The 18888-nt window shown below is 59.9% G+C and carries 18 protein-coding genes; 8 read left to right on the forward strand and 10 right to left on the reverse strand.

The features are described from left to right. Nucleotides 1-235: 235 nt before the first annotated feature. The 7 genes from ACDZ94_RS13815 to gloB all read right to left on the reverse strand — a co-directional run bounded on the left by ACDZ94_RS13815 (nt 236) and on the right by gloB (nt 10130). Nucleotides 236-1849 (reverse strand): ABC transporter ATP-binding protein, encoded by a 1614-nt coding sequence (locus tag ACDZ94_RS13815; protein WP_262667624.1) that lies wholly within the window; start codon nt 1847-1849, stop codon nt 236-238. Between the two features lies 1 nt (nt 1850). Next, complete coding sequence (locus ACDZ94_RS13820; protein WP_064451981.1) at nt 1851-2870, reverse strand: ABC transporter permease; 1020 nt, start codon at nt 2868-2870, stop codon at nt 1851-1853. Nucleotide 2871: 1 nt separating this feature from the next. Continuing rightward, nucleotides 2872-3945 carry a microcin C ABC transporter permease YejB gene (locus ACDZ94_RS13825; protein ID WP_064451982.1) on the reverse strand — a complete coding sequence of 358 codons (1074 nt, stop codon included), beginning with the start codon at nt 3943-3945 and terminating at the stop codon, nt 2872-2874. Continuing rightward, complete coding sequence (locus ACDZ94_RS13830; RefSeq protein ID WP_064451983.1) at nt 3946-5784, reverse strand: extracellular solute-binding protein; 1839 nt, start codon at nt 5782-5784, stop codon at nt 3946-3948. After that, nucleotides 5781-7610 carry an extracellular solute-binding protein gene (locus ACDZ94_RS13835; protein WP_432750301.1) on the reverse strand — a complete coding sequence of 610 codons (1830 nt, stop codon included), beginning with the start codon at nt 7608-7610 and terminating at the stop codon, nt 5781-5783. The genes ACDZ94_RS13830 and ACDZ94_RS13835 overlap by 4 nt, the downstream gene beginning before the upstream one ends. Before the next feature lie 241 nt (nt 7611-7851). After that, the gene (locus ACDZ94_RS13840) at nt 7852-9264 is read right to left on the reverse strand and encodes a transglycosylase SLT domain-containing protein (RefSeq protein WP_064451985.1); all 1413 of its coding nucleotides are present in this window, start codon (nt 9262-9264) and stop codon (nt 7852-7854) included. A gap of 98 nt (nt 9265-9362) precedes the next feature. Next, nucleotides 9363-10130: a hydroxyacylglutathione hydrolase gene (gene gloB, locus ACDZ94_RS13845; RefSeq protein ID WP_064451986.1), complete on the reverse strand. Its 768-nt coding sequence runs from the start codon at nt 10128-10130 to the stop codon at nt 9363-9365. Nucleotides 10131-10195: 65 nt separating this feature from the next. Here gloB and ACDZ94_RS13850 point away from each other — a divergent pair, with 65 nt between their 5' ends. Further along, nucleotides 10196-10954 (forward strand): class I SAM-dependent methyltransferase, encoded by a 759-nt coding sequence (locus ACDZ94_RS13850; protein ID WP_432750302.1) that lies wholly within the window; start codon nt 10196-10198, stop codon nt 10952-10954. Nucleotides 10955-11040: 86 nt separating this feature from the next. Further along, nucleotides 11041-11493 carry a ribonuclease HI gene (gene rnhA, locus ACDZ94_RS13855; RefSeq protein ID WP_003207474.1) on the forward strand — a complete coding sequence of 151 codons (453 nt, stop codon included), beginning with the start codon at nt 11041-11043 and terminating at the stop codon, nt 11491-11493. A gap of 3 nt (nt 11494-11496) precedes the next feature. Here rnhA and ACDZ94_RS13860 read toward each other — a convergent pair whose 3' ends face one another. Then, nucleotides 11497-11805, reverse strand: a complete 309-nt coding sequence (locus ACDZ94_RS13860) for a DUF2388 domain-containing protein (RefSeq protein ID WP_064451988.1) — start codon at nt 11803-11805, stop codon at nt 11497-11499. Nucleotides 11806-12004: 199 nt separating this feature from the next. On the opposite strand from ACDZ94_RS13860, the gene dnaQ reads away from it, so the two are divergent. From dnaQ to ACDZ94_RS13875, 3 genes are all read left to right on the forward strand, one after another. Next, the gene (gene dnaQ, locus ACDZ94_RS13865) at nt 12005-12745 is read left to right on the forward strand and encodes a DNA polymerase III subunit epsilon (RefSeq protein ID WP_167353727.1); all 741 of its coding nucleotides are present in this window, start codon (nt 12005-12007) and stop codon (nt 12743-12745) included. 203 nt (nt 12746-12948) lie between these two features. Beyond that, nucleotides 12949-15204 (forward strand): Orn/Lys/Arg decarboxylase N-terminal domain-containing protein, encoded by a 2256-nt coding sequence (locus ACDZ94_RS13870; RefSeq protein WP_432750303.1) that lies wholly within the window; start codon nt 12949-12951, stop codon nt 15202-15204. 8 nt (nt 15205-15212) lie between these two features. Then, nucleotides 15213-15794 (forward strand): GNAT family N-acetyltransferase, encoded by a 582-nt coding sequence (locus ACDZ94_RS13875; RefSeq protein WP_064454914.1) that lies wholly within the window; start codon nt 15213-15215, stop codon nt 15792-15794. Here the strand turns inward: ACDZ94_RS13875 and ACDZ94_RS13880 are convergent. After that, the gene (locus ACDZ94_RS13880) at nt 15791-16684 is read right to left on the reverse strand and encodes a LysR substrate-binding domain-containing protein (RefSeq protein ID WP_064451991.1); all 894 of its coding nucleotides are present in this window, start codon (nt 16682-16684) and stop codon (nt 15791-15793) included. The genes ACDZ94_RS13875 and ACDZ94_RS13880 overlap by 4 nt on opposite strands. Nucleotides 16685-16838: 154 nt before the next feature. On the opposite strand from ACDZ94_RS13880, the gene gspG reads away from it, so the two are divergent. Both gspG and ACDZ94_RS13890 read left to right on the forward strand, forming a co-directional pair. After that, nucleotides 16839-17285: a type II secretion system major pseudopilin GspG gene (gene gspG / locus ACDZ94_RS13885; RefSeq protein ID WP_064451992.1), complete on the forward strand. Its 447-nt coding sequence runs from the start codon at nt 16839-16841 to the stop codon at nt 17283-17285. A 103-nt stretch (nt 17286-17388) separates the two neighbouring features. Next, nucleotides 17389-17733 carry a hypothetical protein gene (locus ACDZ94_RS13890; protein WP_064451993.1) on the forward strand — a complete coding sequence of 115 codons (345 nt, stop codon included), beginning with the start codon at nt 17389-17391 and terminating at the stop codon, nt 17731-17733. Between the two features lie 60 nt (nt 17734-17793). Here ACDZ94_RS13890 and ACDZ94_RS13895 read toward each other — a convergent pair whose 3' ends face one another. Next, a complete protein-coding gene (locus ACDZ94_RS13895) occupies nt 17794-18030 on the reverse strand; it encodes a hypothetical protein (RefSeq protein WP_064451994.1) in 237 nt (78 codons plus the stop codon). Nucleotides 18031-18258: 228 nt separating this feature from the next. Here ACDZ94_RS13895 and ACDZ94_RS13900 point away from each other — a divergent pair, with 228 nt between their 5' ends. Further along, nucleotides 18259-18816 (forward strand): NADPH-dependent FMN reductase, encoded by a 558-nt coding sequence (locus ACDZ94_RS13900; RefSeq protein ID WP_221294501.1) that lies wholly within the window; start codon nt 18259-18261, stop codon nt 18814-18816. The last annotated feature ends 72 nt before the right edge of the window (nt 18817-18888 follow it).

Genomic DNA, 18888 nt, shown 5'->3' on the forward strand with positions numbered 1-18888 from the left:
CGCGAATGCGGTGGGTCAGTCAGCTTATTTGTAACTGACCCACCGCTTTCGCGAGCAAGTCGAATCGTCGCACCGCCGCTCCCACAATTTGACCGAGATCTGCTTCAGTAGCCAGGGCGGCCGTGAGGCCGTCGTGCTCGGCTTTTGATTTGTTTTTGATTTTAGTTTTAGGCGGCCCGCGCCGTAAGGGCGGAACCCCTATCAGCCATCACCCAAATAATGGATAGGCCCAAGGTCACCCGCCAACACCGGCGGGCACCAAAAACGCCGCCTCCAACAACTGCCGTGTGTAAGCATGCTGGGGGTCAGCAAAAATCGCCGATGCCTCTCCCTGTTCCACCACCTGTCCATGCTTGACCACCATCAGTTGGTGACTCAGGGCCTTCACCACCGCCAAGTCATGGCTGATAAACAGATACGTCAGGTTGTACTTGGCCTGCAAACTGCGCAGCAACTCCACCACCTGGCGCTGCACCGTGCGATCCAGTGCTGACGTCGGTTCATCCAGCAAAATCAGGCGTGGCTTGAGGACCAACGCGCGGGCGATGGCGATGCGTTGCCGTTGGCCGCCGGAGAACTCGTGCGGGTAGCGATGCCGCGCGTCCGGGTCCAGGCCGACCTCCTTGAGCGCCGCAATAATCGCCGCTTCCTGCTCCACCGGCGTACCCATCTTGTGAATGCGCAAACCTTCGCCAACAATCTCGCTGACGCTCATGCGCGGGCTTAAGCTGCCGAACGGGTCCTGAAACACCACCTGCATTTCCCGACGCAACGGGCGCACCTGTTGCTGGGTAAGCCGGTCCAGTTGCTGGCCCTCAAAGCGAATCCCGCCTGTGCTTGCGATCAAGCGCAAAATCGCCAGGCCCAGGGTGGATTTACCCGAGCCGCTTTCGCCGACTATGCCCAGGGTCTGGCCCTGGGCCAGGCTGAAGTTGATGCCGTCCACTGCCTTGACGTAATCGACAGTGTTTCGCAAAAAGCCTTTCTTGATCGGAAACCACACCTTCAGGTCATCGACTTCCAGCAACGGCGGCCCCACCTCATTGGTGGCCGGCCCGCCGCTGGGCTCCGCCGCCAACAGCTCCTGGGTATAAGGATGCTGCGGCGACTGGAACAGCGTCTCGCACTCCGCCTGTTCAACGATGCAGCCCTGTTGCATCACGCATACACGGTGGGCGATGCGTCGCACCAGGTTCAGGTCGTGGCTGATCAGCAGCAACGCCATGCCCAGCCGTGCCTGCAACTCTTTGAGCAGTTCGAGAATCTTCAGCTGCACCGTCACGTCGAGGGCCGTGGTCGGCTCGTCGGCGATCAGCAACTCGGGCTCGTTGGCCAATGCCATGGCGATCATCACCCGCTGGCGCTGGCCGCCGGACAGTTCGTGGGGCAGGGCCTTGAGGCGTTTGTGCGGTTCGGGAATGCCCACCAGCTCCAGCAATTCCAGGGTGCGTTGGGTCGCGACCTTGCCCGTGAGCCCCTTGTGCAGGCCGAGCACTTCGTTGATCTGCTTCTCGATGCAGTGCAGCGGGTTCAACGAGGTCATCGGCTCCTGGAAAATCATCGCAATGCGGTTACCGCGAATATGCCGGATGGTTTTTTCTTTGAGCGTCAGCAGGTCTTGCCCGGAATAGTTGATGGTGCCGGCCGGGTGCCGTGCCAGCGGGTAAGGCAGCAGGCGCAGGATCGAATGGGCGGTCACCGACTTGCCCGAGCCGCTTTCGCCGACCAGGGCCAGGGTTTCGCCGCGCTTGATATCGAAGCTGACGTTGTTGACCACGCGGTGGTGATGGTCGCCGGTGACGAACTCGACGCAGAGGTCGCGGACTTCGATCAGATTGTCCTGATTCATCTCATTTCCTCGGGTCGAAGGCATCGCGCGCGGACTCGCCGATAAACACCAGCAAACTCAGCATGATCGCCAGCACGGCAAAGGCACTCATGCCCAGCCACGGCGCTTGCAGGTTGGATTTACCCTGGGCCACCAGTTCACCCAACGACGGTGAGCCGGCCGGCAGGCCGAAGCCGAGAAAGTCCAGGGCGGTGAGGGTGCCAATGGCGCCAGTGAGGATGAACGGCATAAAGGTCATGGTCGAGACCATCGCATTGGGCAGGATATGCCGGAACATGATTGCGCCGTTCTGCATGCCCAGCGCGCGCGCTGCGCGCACGTATTCAAGGTTGCGCCCGCGCAGGAACTCGGCGCGCACCACGTCCACCAGGCTCATCCAGGAAAACAGCAGCATGATCCCCAGCAGCCACCAGAAATTGGGCTGCACAAAGCTGGCGAGAATGATCAGCAGGTACAGCACCGGCAAACCCGACCAGATCTCCAGGAAGCGCTGCCCGGCCAGGTCGACCCAGCCGCCATAGAAACCCTGCAAGGCCCCGGCGACCACGCCGATGATCGAGCTGAGCACCGTCAGCGTGAGGGCAAACAGCACTGACACGCGAAACCCATAGATCACCCGCGCCAGCACATCACGGCCCTGGTCGTCGGTGCCCAGCAGGTTGACCGAGGAGGGCGGCGCGGGGGCCGGCACCTTCAGGTCGTAGTTGATGCTCTGGTAGCTGAACGGGATCGGCGCCCACAGCGTCCATGCGTCCTTGGCCTTGAGCAGTTCCTGGATATACGGGCTCTTGTAGTTGGCCTCCAACGGGAACTCGCCGCCGAAGGTGGTCTCCGGGTAGCGTTTGAGCGCCGGGAAGTACCAGTCACCGTCGAAGTGCACGGCCAACGGCTTGTCGTTGGCGATCAACTCTGCGCCCAGGCTCAGCACGAACAGGACCAGGAACAGCCACAGCGACCACCAGCCACGTTTATTGGCTTTGAAACGCTCGAATCGGCGGCGATTGAGGGGGGATAGATTCATCTCAATGCTCCCGGCTGGCAAAGTCGATACGCGGATCGACCAAGGTGTAGGTGAGGTCACCGATCAGTTTCACCACCAGCCCCAGCAGGGTGAAGATAAACAGCGTGCCGAACACCACCGGGTAGTCACGGTTGATCGCGGCTTCAAAACTCATCAGGCCCAGGCCGTCGAGAGAGAAGATCACTTCCACCAGCAACGAGCCAGTGAAGAAAATCCCGATAAACGCCGAAGGGAAACCGGCGATGACCAGCAGCATGGCGTTGCGAAACACATGGCCGTACAGCACACGGTGGTTGGTCAGGCCCTTGGCTTTGGCGGTGACCACATACTGTTTGTTGATTTCGTCGAGGAAGCTGTTTTTGGTCAGCAGCGTCATCGTCGCGAAGTTGCCGATCACCAGTGCGGTGACGGGCAAGGCCAGGTGCCAGAAGTAATCGAGGATCTTGCCGCCCCAGCTCAGCTCGTCAAAATTATTCGAGGTGAGCCCGCGCAAGGGGAACCAGTCGAGGTAACTGCCGCCGGCAAACACCACGATCAGCAGGATCGCAAACAGGAATGCCGGGATCGCGTAGCCGACGATGATCGCCGAGCTGGTCCACACGTCGAAGTGGCTGCCGTGTCGTGTGGCTTTGGCGATCCCCAGGGGGATCGACACCAGGTACATGATCAGCGTGCTCCACAACCCGAGGGAGATGGACACCGGCATCTTTTCCTTGATCAGGTCGATGACCTTGGCATCGCGAAAGAAGCTGTCGCCGAAATCCAGCCGTGCATAATTCTTGACCATGATCCACAGGCGTTCCGGCGCCGACTTGTCGAAGCCGTACATCTTCTCGATTTCCTTGATCAGCGCCGGGTCCAGGCCCTGGGCGCCGCGGTAGCTGGAGCCGGCCACCGAGACCTCGGCACCGCCCCCGGCAATGCGGCTGGTGGCGCCGTCAAAGCCTTCGAGCTTGGCGATCATCTGCTCCACCGGGCCACCGGGAGCGGCCTGGATGATGATGAAGTTGATCAGCAAAATCCCGAACAGCGTGGGGATGATCAGCAACAGGCGGCGAACAATATAGGCCAGCATTTAATCGCCTCCGCTCGCCGGATCGGCGCTGTGTGGGGTGTCCAGGGTGACGGCCGGTTTGACCTCGGGTTTGGCCCACCAGGTGGCCGTGCCCACGTCGTAGCGTGGCGGGGTCTTGGGGTGGCCGAGGTGGTCCCAGTACGCGACGCGGTAGGTCTTGATGTGCCAGTTGGGAATCACGTAGTAGCCGAACTGCAACGCGCGGTCCAGCGCTTTGGCGTGGTCCACCAGGCTTTGGCGTGAGCTGGCGTCGATCAACGCTTCCACCAGTTGGTCGATGACCGGGTCCTTGAGGCCCATGTAGTTGCGACTGCCGGGCTTGTCGGCGCTGGACGACGACCAGAATTCGCGCTGTTCGTTACCCGGTGATGTCGATTGCGGGAAGCTGCCTACCAGCATGTCGAAGTCCCGCGAACGCAGGCGGTTGATGTACTGCGAAACGTCGACGCGGCGAATCACCAGGTTGATGCCAAGGTCGGCCAGGTTGCGCTTGAACGGCAGCAGTACCCGTTCGAAGTCGGTCTGGGCCAGCAGGAACTCGATGTTCACGGGTTTGCCGGTGGTGTCGACCATCTTGTCGTCGACGATCTTCCAGCCGGCCTCTTGCAACAACTGGTAGGCCTCGCGCTGCTGGTTGCGGATCATGCCGCTGCCGTCGGTTTTGGCAGGCTCAAAGGCCTGGGTAAAGACTTCAGCGGGGAGCTTGTCGCGGAACGGTGCCAGGATTGCCGTTTCATCCGGGCCGGGCAAGCCGGTAGCGGCCATTTCCGAGTTCTCGAAGTAGCTGCGGGTGCGGGTGTAGGCGCCGTTGAACAGCTGTTTATTGCTCCACTCGAAATCCAGCAACAGGCTGATGGCTTTGCGTACCCGCACATCCTGGAACATCGGTTTGCGCGTGTTGAACACAAAACCCTGCATGCCGGTGGGGTTACCGTTGGGGATTTCTTCCTTGATCAGTCGCCCCTGAGCCACGGCCGGAATGTTGTAGGCATTAGCCCAGTTCTTCGCGCTGAATTCCAGCCAGTAGTCGAACTGCCCGGCCTTCAAGGCTTCCAGGGCTACGGTGCCGTCACGGTAATAGTCAGTGATACGGGTGTCGAAGTTGTAGAAACCCTGGGTCATCGGCAAGTCCTTGGCCCAGTAGTCCTTGACGCGCTCGTAGCGCACCATGCGCCCGGGCTTGACCTCGGCGACTTTGTACGGCCCGCTGCCGAGCGGTATTTCCAGGTTGCCCTTGGCAAAGTCGCGGGTCGCCCACCAATGTTTGGGTAATACCGGCAGTTGCCCAAGGATCAGCGGCAATTCGCGGTTATTGGTGCGCTTGAACTTGAACAGCACGCGCAGCGGGTCTTCGGCCACCACTTCGTCGACGTCGGCGTAATAGGTGCGGTAGAGCGGCGAGCCGTCTTTGATCAGCGCCTGGAAGGTGAACACCACGTCTTCGGCGCGGATCGGGTGACCATCGTTAAAGCGCGCTTCGGGGCGCAGGTAGAAGCGTACCCAACTGTTGTCCGGTGCCTTTTCGATCTTGCCGGCCACCAGCCCGTATTCAGTGATGGGCTCGTCCAGGCTTTGCATGGCCAGGGTGTCGTAGATCAGCGGCAGGTTGTCCGCCGGCACGCCCTTGCTGATGTAGGGGTTAAGGCTGTCGAAGCCGCCCATGGCCGACTCGCGGAAGGTACCGCCCTTGGGGGCGTCGGGGTTTACGTAGTCGAAATGTTTAAAGTCGGCGGGGTACTTGGGGGGTTCGTTGTAAAGGGTCAACGCATGTTGCGGCGCGGCGTTGGCCGCGGAGCACAGCAGCAGACTGGTGAGCAATGCGTTGCGCAAAGACATCATTGGGCTTTCTCCGAAGCTTTCAGCCACCATGCGCTCAGGCCCAGGCTGTAGGGCGGCGTGGTGACAAAGGCGAACCGGTTGCGGTACGCCAGGCGATGATAGTTGAGGTACCAGTTGGGGATACTGTAGTGCTGCCACAGCAGCACCCGGTCCAAGGCGCGGCCGGCGGCCAATTGTTCTTCGCGGGTCTGCGCCGCCAGCAGTTGGTCCAGCAGGTGGTCCACCACCGGGTTGGCGATGCCTGCGTAGTTCTTGCTGCCCTTGATCGCCGCCTGGCTGGAGTGGAAGTACTGCCACTGTTCAAGGCCGGGGCTCAAGGTCTGGTTGAGAGTGACCAGGACCATGTCGAAGTCGAACTGATCGAGGCGCTGCTTGTATTGCGCCCGGTCCATGGTACGCAAGCGTGCGTCGATGCCGATGCTGATCAGGTTCTCGACATACGGCTGCAGGATGCGTTCCAGGTTCGGGTTCACCAGCAGGATTTCCAAACGCAGCGGCTGCCCTTTGCTGTCCAGCAGGCGCTGGCCCGACAGTTTCCAGCCGGCCTCGCCGAGCAGGGCCAGGGCGCGGCGCAGGGTGTCGCGCGGGATGCCACGACCGTCGGTCTGCGGCAGACTGAAGGCTTGTGTAAACAGGTTGGCCGGCAACTGGTCACGGTACGGCGAAAGCATCAGCCACTCGTGACCCACCGGCACGCCGGTCGCGGAAAATTCGCTGTTGGGGTAGTAGCTCACGGAGCGTTTGTAGGCGCTGCTGAACAGGGTACGGTTGGTCCACTCAAAGTCGAACATCAGCCCCAGCGCCTCGCGCACCTTGGCCTGGGCGAAGGTCGGGCGTCGGGTGTTCATGAACAGACCCTGGCTCTGGGTCGGGATCTGGTGGGCAATTTGCGCCTTGATCACATCGCCTCGGTTGACCGCCGGGAAGTTATAGCCTGTGGCCCAGTTCTTGGCCTGGTGTTCGATGTAGATGTCGAACTCGCCGGCCTTGAAGGCTTCAAAGGCCACGTCGCTGTCGCGGTAGAACTCGACTTCGACCTTGTCGTAATTGTAGAAGCCCTGGTTGACCGGCAGGTCTTTGCCCCAGTAATCCTTGACCCGCTCGAACACCAGTTGCCGGCCTGGGGTGACTTTGGTGATGCGATACGGCCCGCTGCCCAGCGGTGGTTCGAACGTGGTGGCCTTGAAATCGCGGTTCTTCCAGTAATGCTGGGGCAATACTGGCAACTCGCCCAGGCGCAGGATCAGCAATGGGTTGCCGGCGCGCTTGAACACGAAACGGATGCGATGACGGTTGAGGATGTCGACCCGCGCCACCTCTTGAAGGTTGGTGCGGTACTGCGGGTGGCCTTCGGTCAATAGCGTGCGATAGGAAAATGCCACGTCATAGGCGGTGATGGGTTTGCCATCGTGGAAGCGCGCTTCCGGGCGCAGGTTGAACACCACCCAACTGCGGTCTTCGCTGTATTCCACCGACTGGGCAATCAGCCCGTAGCTGGAGGTCGGTTCGTCGCCGGACGGCGCGTACTGGCCGGTGCCGACCATCAGCGGCTCGTTCAGCTCATTGACGCCGTATTGCAGGAAGTTGGGGGTGGAAACCGGGCTTGAGCCCTTGAAGGTGTAAGGGTTGAGGGTGTCGAACGTGCCAAATGCCATGACCCGCAATGTCCCGCCTTTTGGCGCTGCAGGGTTTACCCAATCGAAGTGGGTGAATTTGGCCGGGTACTTGAGCACGCCGAACTGCGTATAACCGTGGCTCTCGGTAATCGTCGCGTTCGCAGCAAAGCTCAAGGCCAGACTTATTAGTAGAAGGAGGGGACGCTTCAAGTCAGAGATCCGATCCAGGCGGCTTGGGCTTTATGATCGGTACAGTAACAGCTTGTTCCGGTTGGAAAAAGGTTGTTTCAGAGGCTGACCGAGGGCTGGCAAGGTCTTGAGCCTGGGGTCAATCAAATGTGGGAGCTGGCTTGCCTGCGATAGCATCGGCTCGGTGTCACTGATACACCGAGGTGTTTGCATCGCAGGCAAGCCAGCTCCCACACAAACCTGCCCATGCATTGAGTTTGCCTTAGCGCGGCCCGGAAACCACCAGCATCTGCCCCGGCTTCAGCGCCTGGCCAGTACGCGGGTTCCAGCGCTTGAGATGTTGCATCTCAACGTTGAAGCGCTTGGCGACGATGTACAGCGAGTCGCCTTTCTTGACCTTGTATTGCACTGGCTTCTTGCTGTCAGCCTTGGCCACCAGCTTGCGCGTGTCCTGCATCACCAGGGTCTGGCCGACCTTGAGGGCTTGCCCATTGAGCTTGTTCCAGCGCTGCAGGTCATGCACATCGACCTTGTTCGCCTTGGCGATCAGCGTGAGGTTGTCGCCCGTGCGCACTTTGTAGTTGCGAGTGCGCCCGGCAACCCGCGTGGTCTCAACTTCGTCGAACACCTGCTTTTTCGGGCGCATCGCCAGCAATTCTTCCGGCTTCATCGTCGAAAGGGTGCTGGTAAGCAGTTGCGCCTTGGAGCTCGGTACGAGCAAATGCTGGGGGCCGTCGAGGGTGGTGCGTTGTTTCAAGGCCGGGTTGAGCTGGAACAGTTCGTCTTCGTCGATCTCAGCCAGCGCGGCGACCCGGGACAGGTCCATGCTTTGCTTGACTTCAACCACTTCGAAGTAGGGCGTGTTGGCAATCGGATTCAGGTTGACGCCGTAGGCCTCGGGGGCCAGTACCACCTGGGACAGCGCCAGGAACTTGGGCACGTAGTCCTTGGTTTCCTGGGGCAGGGGCAGGTTCCAGTAGTCGGTAGGCAGGCCGAGTTTTTCGTTGCGCTCGATGGCCCGGCTGACCGTGCCTTCACCGGCGTTGTACGCCGCCAGGGCCAGCAACCAGTCGCCGTTGAACATGTCATGCAGACGTGTCAGATAGTCCAGGGCGGCGGTGGTGGAGGCAGTGATATCGCGGCGGCCGTCGTAGGCACGGGTCTGGCGCAGGTTGAAGTAGCGCCCGGTGGAGGGAATGAACTGCCACAGACCGACCGCATCGCTGCGCGAATAGGCCATTGGGTTGTAGGCACTTTCAATCACTGGCAGCAGGGCCAGCTCCAGGGGCATGTTGCGTTCTTCAAGCCGTTCGACGATGTAATGAATGTAGAGGCTGCCGCGTTCTCCGGCGTTCTCCAGGAAGGAAGGGTTACTGGCGAACCACAAACGCTGTTGCTCGATGCGCGGGTTGACGCCCAGGCCGTCCTGCAATTGAAAGCCCCGTCGCATGCGTTCCCAGACATCCTGGGGTACTTCGGGGCTGGGCTTCTCTGAGAGCCAAATAGGTTTTTGCTTGATCTTGGCGGCAAGATTGGGTTTGGGTTGCACGGTGGATTGTGCAGCGAAATTTGTCGATTGGCAGCCCGCCAGAGTCGCGGACACAGCCACCGCCACGGCTTGAGCCAGGCGGGTCAATGCGTCTGAAGAGATGGATTTACGAATAGATGACGACATTGGCTGGAAGTAAGTTCCGGGCAAAAATGTCGGGCGATTCTAGAAAGCGCTTTGGTTCCGGTCAACCATTCAGAAATTCCGTATCAGATTGCATCCTGTTAGAACTTATCTTTCCATGCCCTCAAGCTAGCAAACACCTCGGCCCCAGAGCGGTTGTCACGACCGTTCCGTTCGTCCGCTTTTTGTTTAACGGATGTTTCGGCGGTACGTAGAAAAGGGTTAGTACGTTTTTCCAGGGCCAGATTGGACGGCAGCGTCATCTCGCCACGGGTCCGCAACTGCTTGACGGTTTCCACGCGTTCGGCGATATCGGGATTGTTCGGTTCCACGGCCTGGGCAAATTTGAGGTTGCTTTGTGTGTACTCGTGGGTGCAGTACACCAGGGTGTCGTCGGGGAGAGCGGCCAGGCGTTGCAGTGAGGTGTGCATTTGTTCCGGCGTGCCTTCGAACAGGCGGCCGCAACCGGCGGCAAACAGGGTGTCGCCACAAAACAGCACGCCCTGATGGTAAAAGGCGATATGGCCCAGGGTGTGCCCCGGCACGCTATAAATATCGAAATCCCAGCCCAGCGCCGTGACGCGGTCGTTATCCGTCAAGGCCACGTCCCGCGCCGGGATATTTTCGCTCGCGGGGCCGTAGACCTTGGCGCCGGTCACATTTTTCAGTTGCTCGACGCCGCCGACATGATCGTGGTGATGGTGGGTGATCAGGATGTCGCTGAGGGTCCACTGCGGGTTCTGCTTGAGCCAGGCCAGCACCGGCGCGGCATCGCCGGGGTCGACCACGGCGCAGCGTAGGGTGTGCGGGTCTTGTAACAACCAGATGTAGTTGTCGGTGAACGCGGGGAGTGCACTGATCTGTATCATTCTTCGATTCGCCAAGCTGAACACATTGGTGCATCTTAGAACGTCTAGGCGAGTTGGAGAATGCAATGACTGATAAAGCGTTCGCCCAGGCCGATCCTGAATGGCTGGCCCTGATCAGGGCGGCCCGTGAATGGCTGTCCGGGCCGATCGGGCAATTTCTGCTGGATGAAGAACGGCGCATGCTCGAAGACGAGTTGGGTCGGTTCTTTGGTGGTTACCTGGTGCATTACGGCCCGTCGGCCCAGACGCCGCCTGCCGCGCCGCAGGTGCAACGCAATGTGCGCCTGGGCGCGCCGTTGCCGGGGGTGGAGATTGTCTGCGAGGAACAGGCCTGGCCGTTGAGCGAGCATGCCGCCGATGTGGTGGTGTTGCAGCATGGCCTGGATTTTTGCCTGTCGCCCCACGGTTTGCTGCGCGAAGCCGCGAGCAGTGTGCGCCCGGGTGGCCATTTGCTGATTATCGGCATCAACCCCTGGAGCAGCTGGGGCCTGCGCCATGTGTTCGCCCATGACGGCCTGCGCCAGGCGCGCTGCATCGCGCCGTCACGGGTAGGCGACTGGCTGAACCTGCTGGGGTTTGCGCTGGAGAAACGCCGCTTCGGGTGCTATCGTCCGCCGCTTGCGTCAGCCAAGTGGCAAGGCCGTCTGGCCGGCTGGGAACGCCGGGCGGGTGCGTGGCAGCTGTCGGGCGGCGGCTTCTATTTATTGGTGGCGCGCAAGATTGTGGTCGGGCTGCGGCCGGTGCGTCAGGTGCTACGCCAGCCCATGGGCAAGCTGGTGCCGATGCCGATGGCCAAGGTCAATCGCAAGCAGAGCGAACCGTAAACTCCCTTTTTGATTACCGGCCGAATCTTTCGGCCTCGGGATACTGTCGGTCGATTACCGCCAGCCCGTTTTGATGGATGCAACCGATGACCGATACCGTAGAACTCTTCACCGATGGCGCCTGCAAGGGCAACCCCGGCCCCGGCGGTTGGGGCGCGTTGCTGGTGTGCAAGGGCGTGGAGAAGGAACTGTGGGGCGGCGAAGCCAACACCACCAACAACCGCATGGAGCTGATGGGTGCCATTCGTGGCCTGGAAGAGCTCAAGCGCCGGTGTGACGTGCTGCTGGTGACCGACTCGCAATACGTGATGAAGGGCATCAACGAGTGGATGGTCAACTGGAAAAAGCGCGGCTGGAAAACGGCGGCCAAGGAACCGGTGAAGAATGCCGACCTGTGGCAGCTGCTCGATGAGCAATGCAACCGCCACAACATCACCTGGAAATGGGTGCGCGGGCACATCGGCCATCCTGGCAACGAACGCGCCGACCAACTGGCCAACCGTGGCGTGGATGAAGTACGGGGTTACAAGCAGAGCTGAGGTTTAAAGTACGGCGATGGCCTGTGCCAGCTGCATGTCGCTGAAGGTTTGCTCCGGCAAACGCTCTCGGATATGCATCAGCGCCGACTCCAGGCGCACGCCACGGATCTGGCCATCGCTGGCCACAAACGATTCGGCGTCCTCCCTGGCAGCCTGAACAATCTTGTCATCCTTGAAGGAAGAACTGGTGCCCTTGGTGGCACTCATGGACAGGCTGACCAGGAAGTCGGTCGTCATCACGAAACTGGTGGCGTGCGCCGTGCAGGTGCTGCCTGCTAGCAGCAGGGCACACAGGGTTTTTGACAGGTTCATGGCTCAGCGCAGTCCGCATTCGAGTGGGGTGCGCAGGCTAGCAAGGGCGCCCAGGGCAAACTGCTGCAGCTTTGCTAAAGAGTGTTAAAAACTATAGTGGATCAAGCGCCTTGGGCCAGTCTTGGGCTGCGTAATGCGTGACGTGCTAATATCCCGCCCCTTGAAATACACCACCGTTGAGAGCTGAACCCTGATGGCCATCCGATCTGTTGTACTCGATACCGAAACCACCGGCATGCCGGTGACCGATGGCCACCGGATCATCGAAATCGGTTGTGTCGAGCTGATGGGGCGGCGCCTTACCGGCCGTCACTTTCACGTCTACCTGCAGCCGGACCGGGACAGTGACGAGGGCGCGATCGGCGTCCACGGCATCACCGACGAATTCCTCAAAGGCAAGCCGCGCTTCGCTGAAGTGGCCGACGAGTTTTTCGAATTTATCAACGGCGCCCAGCTGATCATCCATAACGCAGCGTTCGACGTCGGTTTCATCAATAACGAATTTGCCCTGATGGGGCAGAGCGATCGTGCGGATATCTCCCAGCACTGCTCGATCCTCGACACCTTGATGATGGCCCGTGAGCGTCACCCAGGCCAGCGCAACAGCCTGGATGCCTTGTGCAAGCGCTATGGCGTCGACAACTCCGGCCGTGAACTCCACGGCGCCTTGCTCGACTCCGAGATTCTCGCCGACGTTTACCTGACCATGACCGGCGGGCAAACCAGCCTGTCCCTGGCCGGTAATGCCTCCGATGGCACGGGTTCGGCGGAGGGCTCGGGCAATCGTCCTTCGGAAATTCGCCGTTTGCCGGCGGATCGCAAGCCGACCCCCATCATCCGTGCCAGCGAGCAGGATCTGGCTGAGCATGCGGCGCGGTTGGAGGCGATTGCCAAGTCGGCCGGTGCGCCGGCGTTGTGGACGCAACTGACCCAGCAATAGCCTGATTCAACGCGGTTGAAAAATGTGGGAGCTGGCTTGCCTGCGATAGTGGTAGGTCAGTTGATGAATGTGCTGGCTGATACACCGGGTTCGCGAGCAAGCCCGCTTCCACAGTTGTTCTCCATTGCCGGAAAAATCTTCATTCGCGTCATCCGCTCCCAGCTTCTACCCTGAATGCATAGCCCTCAGGACTACAAGCGCTCATGTACAAAGACCTGAAGTTCCCTGTTCTTATCGTACACCGCGACATCAAGGCCGACACCGTTGCCGGTGATCGGGTTCGAGGCATCGCCCGCGAGCTGGAACAAGAGGGCTTCAGCATCTTCTCTGCCGTCGACTACGCCGAAGGCCGGCTGGTGGCTTCTACCCATCACGGCCTGGCATGCATGTTGATCGCCGCCGAAGGGGCCGGGGAAAATACCCACTTGCTGCAAAACATGGTCGAGTTAATTCGCCTGGCACGGGTGAGGGCGCCCAACCTGCCGATCTTTGCTCTGGGCGAGCAGGTCACCCTGGAGAATGCGCCGGCCGATGCCATGAGCGAGCTTAACCAGTTGCGCGGGATTCTTTATTTGTTCGAAGACACCGTGCCGTTTCTTGCCCGGCAAGTCGCGCGCGCCGCACGCACTTACCTGGATGGCTTGTTACCGCCGTTCTTCAAAGCATTGGTGCAGCACACCGCCGATTCCAATTACTCCTGGCACACACCCGGCCATGGCGGCGGTGTGGCTTACCGCAAAAGCCCCGTCGGGCAGGCGTTTCATCAGTTCTTTGGGGAAAATACCCTGCGGTCGGACCTGTCCGTGTCCGTGCCCGAATTGGGCTCACTGCTCGATCACACAGGCCCGCTGGCGGAAGCCGAAGCCCGCGCCGCGCGTAACTTCGGCGCCGATCACACGTTCTTTGTGATCAACGGAACCTCGACGGCCAACAAGATCGTCTGGCATTCCATGGTCGGTCGCGACGACCTGGTGCTGGTGGATCGCAACTGCCACAAGTCGGTGTTGCATTCGATCATCATGACCGGCGCGATCCCGTTGTACCTGTGCCCGGAGCGCAACGAACTGGGGATCATCGGCCCGATCCCCCTGAGCGAATTCAGCCCCGAGTCGATCCAGGCCAAAATCGAAGCCAGCCCTTTGACCCGTGGCCGGCCGCCGAAAGTAAAGATGGCGGTGGTCACCAACTCTACCTATGACGGCCTGTGCTACAACGCCGAGCTGATCAAGCAGCAATTGGGCAACAGTGTCGAGGTCTTGCACTTTGACGAGGCCTGGTACGCCTACGCGGCCTTCCACGAGTTTTTCGCCGGTCGTTATGGCATGGGCACCTCGCGCACCCCGGACAGCCCCCTGGTATTTACCACGCACTCGACGCACAAACTGCTGGCGGCCTTCAGCCAGGCTTCAATGATCCATGTGCAGGACGGCGGCGCGCGCCAACTCGACCGCGACCGTTTCAATGAAGCGTTCATGATGCACATCTCCACCTCGCCGCAATACAGCATCATCGCCTCGCTGGACGTGGCGTCGGCGATGATGGAAGGCCCGGCCGGGCGTTCGCTGTTGCAGGAGATGTTCGACGAGGCCCTGAGCTTCCGGCGCGCACTGGCCAACCTGCGCCAGCATATCGCCGCCGAGGACTGGTGGTTTTCGATCTGGCAACCGCCTTCGGTGGCCGGTATCGACCGGGTGGCCACCGCGGATTGGCTGTTGCACCCTCAGGATGACTGGCATGGCTTTGGGGATGTGGCCGAAGACTACGTGTTGCTGGACCCGATCAAAGTGACGCTGGTGATGCCCGGCCTGAACGCCGGAGGTGCCTTGAGCGAACGCGGAATTCCTGCGGCGGTCGTCAGCAAATTCCTCTGGGAGCGTGGGTTGGTGGTGGAGAAGACCGGGCTATATTCTTTCCTCGTGTTGTTTTCCATGGGGATCACCAAAGGCAAATGGAGTACCTTGCTCACCGAGTTGCTGGAGTTCAAGCGCAACTACGACGCTAACGTCAGCTTGGCCAGTTGTTTGCCATCGGTGTTTAAGCAGGGGCCGGCGCGTTATCAAGGCCTGGGCTTGCGCGACCTGTGCGATCAATTGCACAGTTGTTACCGCAGCAATGCCACGGCCAGGCACCTCAAGCGCATGTACACGGTATTACCGGAAATTGCGATGAAACCCGCCGACGCCTACGATCAGTTGGTGCGGGGTGAAGTCGAAGCTGTTTCCATTGATGCCTTGTCAGGGCGCATCGCAGCCGTGATGCTGGTGCCTTATCCGCCGGGCATTCCGTTGATCATGCCGGGCGAGCGCTTTACCGAGGCGACGCGGTCGATCATCGACTACCTGGTGTTTGCCCGCACATTCGATAGCAGTTTCCCCGGTTTTGTCGCGGATGTTCATGGGTTGCAACACGAAGATGACGGCAATGGCCGTTGTTACACCGTCGATTGCATCAAGGGTTAAGAATGTTTATGCAAGCTGTAATGAACCCGAAGTATCCAGGGCTCAGTGTTCGGGTCGCCGACGAAGGTTTTGATGCCTACGTGTGGGGCAATGATTTCAGCTTTGAGGTCAGCGGCTATGGTGTGCCGGAAATGGGCAGGCGTGTCGACCAATGGGCCGTGGAGCGCATCCTGCCGTACCGCAAGTGTTATGGCATCGACCCGGAAGAGTTCGCCAGTTTTCGCGACGCACCCGACAGCGCGATTTTTATGGCTTACCTGGATGACCGTGCGGTAGGGCATGTCGTGGTCAGCACCAACTGGAACGGTTTTGCCCACGTTGACGAACTGGCGGTGGCCTTGCCTGCGCGGCGGCATGGTGTGGCCAAGGCGCTGCTGGATGTGGCGCAGTTCTGGGCGCGCAAGAAAAACCTGCCGGGCATGATGCTCGAAACCCAGAACAACAACCTCGGCGCCTGCCGCCTGTATGAGCGTTGCGGGTATGTGATGGGCGGGATTGATCAACTGCGTTATCGCGGGATTGATCCGCAAACCCGCGAAGTGGCGATTTTCTGGTACCGGTTGTTCAAGACGGAACTCGAACAGGCTTAGCTTGCCAACAGGCTTTCTGCCTTTTGCGTGACAATTTCCAGCAACGCATTCAGCGCGGGTGACGTCACGCCCTCTTTGAGGGTCAGCGCGTACAGATTAACCATGATCGGCGGCGACACCGGGCACGCATCCAGCCCAGCCTCTGGAGCGCCAAAGGCGGTGAACGGATCGACAATCGCCAGGCCTTCGCCGGCTTCCACCATGCTGCGCATCATCTGGTAGGTCTGCACACGCGTTTGCACCACTGGCAGCGGGCGCAGGGCTTGCAGTTTGGCGTCCAACTGACGGCTGAGCGGGTCATGCCCTTCAAGCCCGATCAACGACTGCCCGGCCAGGTCCTGCAGCGCAATGTACTTTTGCTTGGGTTTCAGCCAGCCATGGGGCGCGAGCAATTGCAGCTTGCCTTGGGCCAGTACGGTGCTGTGGATTTGCGGGTGTTGCGGGTCCTGCAGGCTCAGGCCCACATCGGCTTCGTGCAGCAGCAGGCTCCTGACAATCTCCCGGGTTGGCTGGCTCGACAGGTTGCACGGCGTGTCCTGGAAGCGCCGGCGCAGTACGGCGATGCTTTGCGGTAACAGTTGATTGGCCAGGGGCTGGGTGCACAGGGCACGCAGGGTCGGCGCGTGATGGTGTTTCAAGCGGCTGGCCAGGCGTTGTACCGGTTCCAGTGCTTCATAGAGATGGGCGATTTGTGCCTGCAGCTCCAAGGTCTCTCGCGTCGCTTGCAAACGCCCGCGCACACTGGCAAACAGCATGAAACCCAATTGGAGTTCGGCATCCTTGAGCGTTGCCTCCACATCGCCCACGGGGAGTTGCAACCATTCGGCGGCCGTGCCGAGGTGTCCGGTCTGCAAGATGGCCTGAATCACTTCGATATGACGTAAACGCATCGCCGGAGTCTATGTTCAGTGCGGTGGGGTTTCAATGGCTGGGGAAAAAAGAGCACGAGCATGGCCGGGTGTCGGCTACCGTTAGCGTGTATACAACTGCAACGATCAGGTCATATAAGAACGTATCAGCCGAGGAACAATGGGGAGCCTCACAATGCCAGGACGTACCACAATCGGAAAGATCCCCGGCCAGCGTGGCTTTACGCGTTGGGCGGTGCTGGTGGTGTTGATCATCATTGGCTTGCTGGCCTTTGCGGTGGGGCCACGTTTACTCGGTGAGGTAACCATAACGGAAATTGCCACGGCGAAAGCCCAGGTGGCCGAACTGGGGAAGGCGCTCGAGCAGTTCCATCAAGACATTGGCCGTTACCCCACTGATGAAGAAGGCCTGGAGGCACTGACCACAGCACCCGACGGCGAGGCGAAATGGAAGGGGCCTTATGTGAGCGAAGACCTGCTGGCCGACCCTTGGGGCATTGCCTATCAGTACCACTATCCGCCCACTCAATCCAAAACGCCGTTCGACCTGTTCTCGTTTGGCAAGGACCGCACGCTGGGCGGTGTCGGGGAGAACAAGGATATTACCTACGGCGACAACTGATTCATCTGGCATTACCCATCGACCTGATTAGAATGGCGCATCTGATCATCAACGACCAATGCCGGTTACTCGGCACTTAAAACAAAAACAGGTCCGGTCTCACATGCCTAAACCCTCGATATTCCTCGGGGTAACGGCCAAGCAACTTCTGGTCCTGGTGACCGTTGGGGGCGTGGCTGCTTATCTCTTCAATAATCACGATGAACACACGCCGGAAAATCTCGCCCTTGAGGCGTTTATCCGTTCCCAGGAACAGGTGGGCGAGCAGGTGGGCGCGGTGCTGGAAATTGCGTTGGTCAGGCAGGTGGTTGCCTATCCCGGTTACGGCACGTCGGGCTACAAGCGATCGCTGTATGCCGTCGAAGGGGAGCGGGGGCAATTGATGGTGACGCTCAGGCAAATGGACGGTGAGCAGGGCGTCGAGGTGACGGAAATACGTCGGCCGTGATCACCCAGCCCAGTCAACGCCATCAATGGCCAGGACTGAGCAGGTCGATAAGGCGGGATCTTATGAGGCGAGAACCGTTGGCGATTCGCGGGTGATAACGGTCCCCGACTGGATCAATCTGAATTCTTCGCCGTCCAGTTTCTCTACACGATCGCCAATGGCCAGCTTGTAGGTAGTGGTGGGCGCCGAGCCAGCCGGGTCGCTTTGCGCCGGGTTGGATTCCTGGAACTCATGCACCGAATACACGCGTCCTTCCGCGTCTCTGGCATGGAACTGTCCGACAAGTACTGCAGCCATCTGTTTAGAACCTCTGGAGATAAACACTCGATTTGCGGTTCTGTAGACCGTCATGGAGCGGGGTAGTTTACCTATGGAAAAAAAATACTATTCGTTGATGTTTTCAGACGCTTCCTACGCGAGCTACGGCGAGTCAAACGTCTTGGGGATTATCAAAACCTTCTGGTGAACCCGTCGCGAAGACTCTATAACTACAAGCTCCTTTAGTCAGACGTCGGGAAAACCCCAATGAGCAAGGTCTACACGATTGCCGTCCTGGTCGGCAGCTTGAGAAAAGAGTCGATCAACCGCAAGGTCGCTCTGGCTTTGGTCGAACTGGCCCCTGCCAATCTCAAATTGAACATTGTTGAAATTGGCGATTTGCCGCTCTACAACGAGGACATCGACGGGGCATCACCGCCCGCAGCCTACAGTACTTTCCGTCAGCAGGTACGTTCATCCGACGCGGTGCTGTTCGTGACCCCGGAATACAACCGTTCCGTGCCTGCGCCGTTGAAGAATGCCATCGACGTTGGTTCGCGACCGTACGGGCAAAGCGTCTACAGCGGCAAGCCTGGGGCGATCATCAGTGTGTCGCCGGGGGCGATTGGAGGCTTTGGTGCCAACCATCATCTGCGCCAGTCCCTGGTGTTCCTCGATGTGCCGTGCATGCAGCAGCCGGAAGCGTACCTGGGTGGGGCGGGCAGTGTGTTTGATGAGGCGGGTAAGGTGTCGGAGAAGACCAAGCCATTCTTGCAGGCGTTTATTGATGCTTATGGGAAATGGGTTGAGAAGCAGTCGGGCTGATCGGGTTGGTTGAGTACATATCCGTTGCTGCGGTAACGGCGGCTTAGGGTTCCGCCCTTACGGCGGGTCACT

This window comes from Pseudomonas sp. UBT (assembly GCF_050915955.1).
In the GTDB taxonomy this organism is placed as follows: domain Bacteria; phylum Pseudomonadota; class Gammaproteobacteria; order Pseudomonadales; family Pseudomonadaceae; genus Aquipseudomonas; species Aquipseudomonas antarctica_A.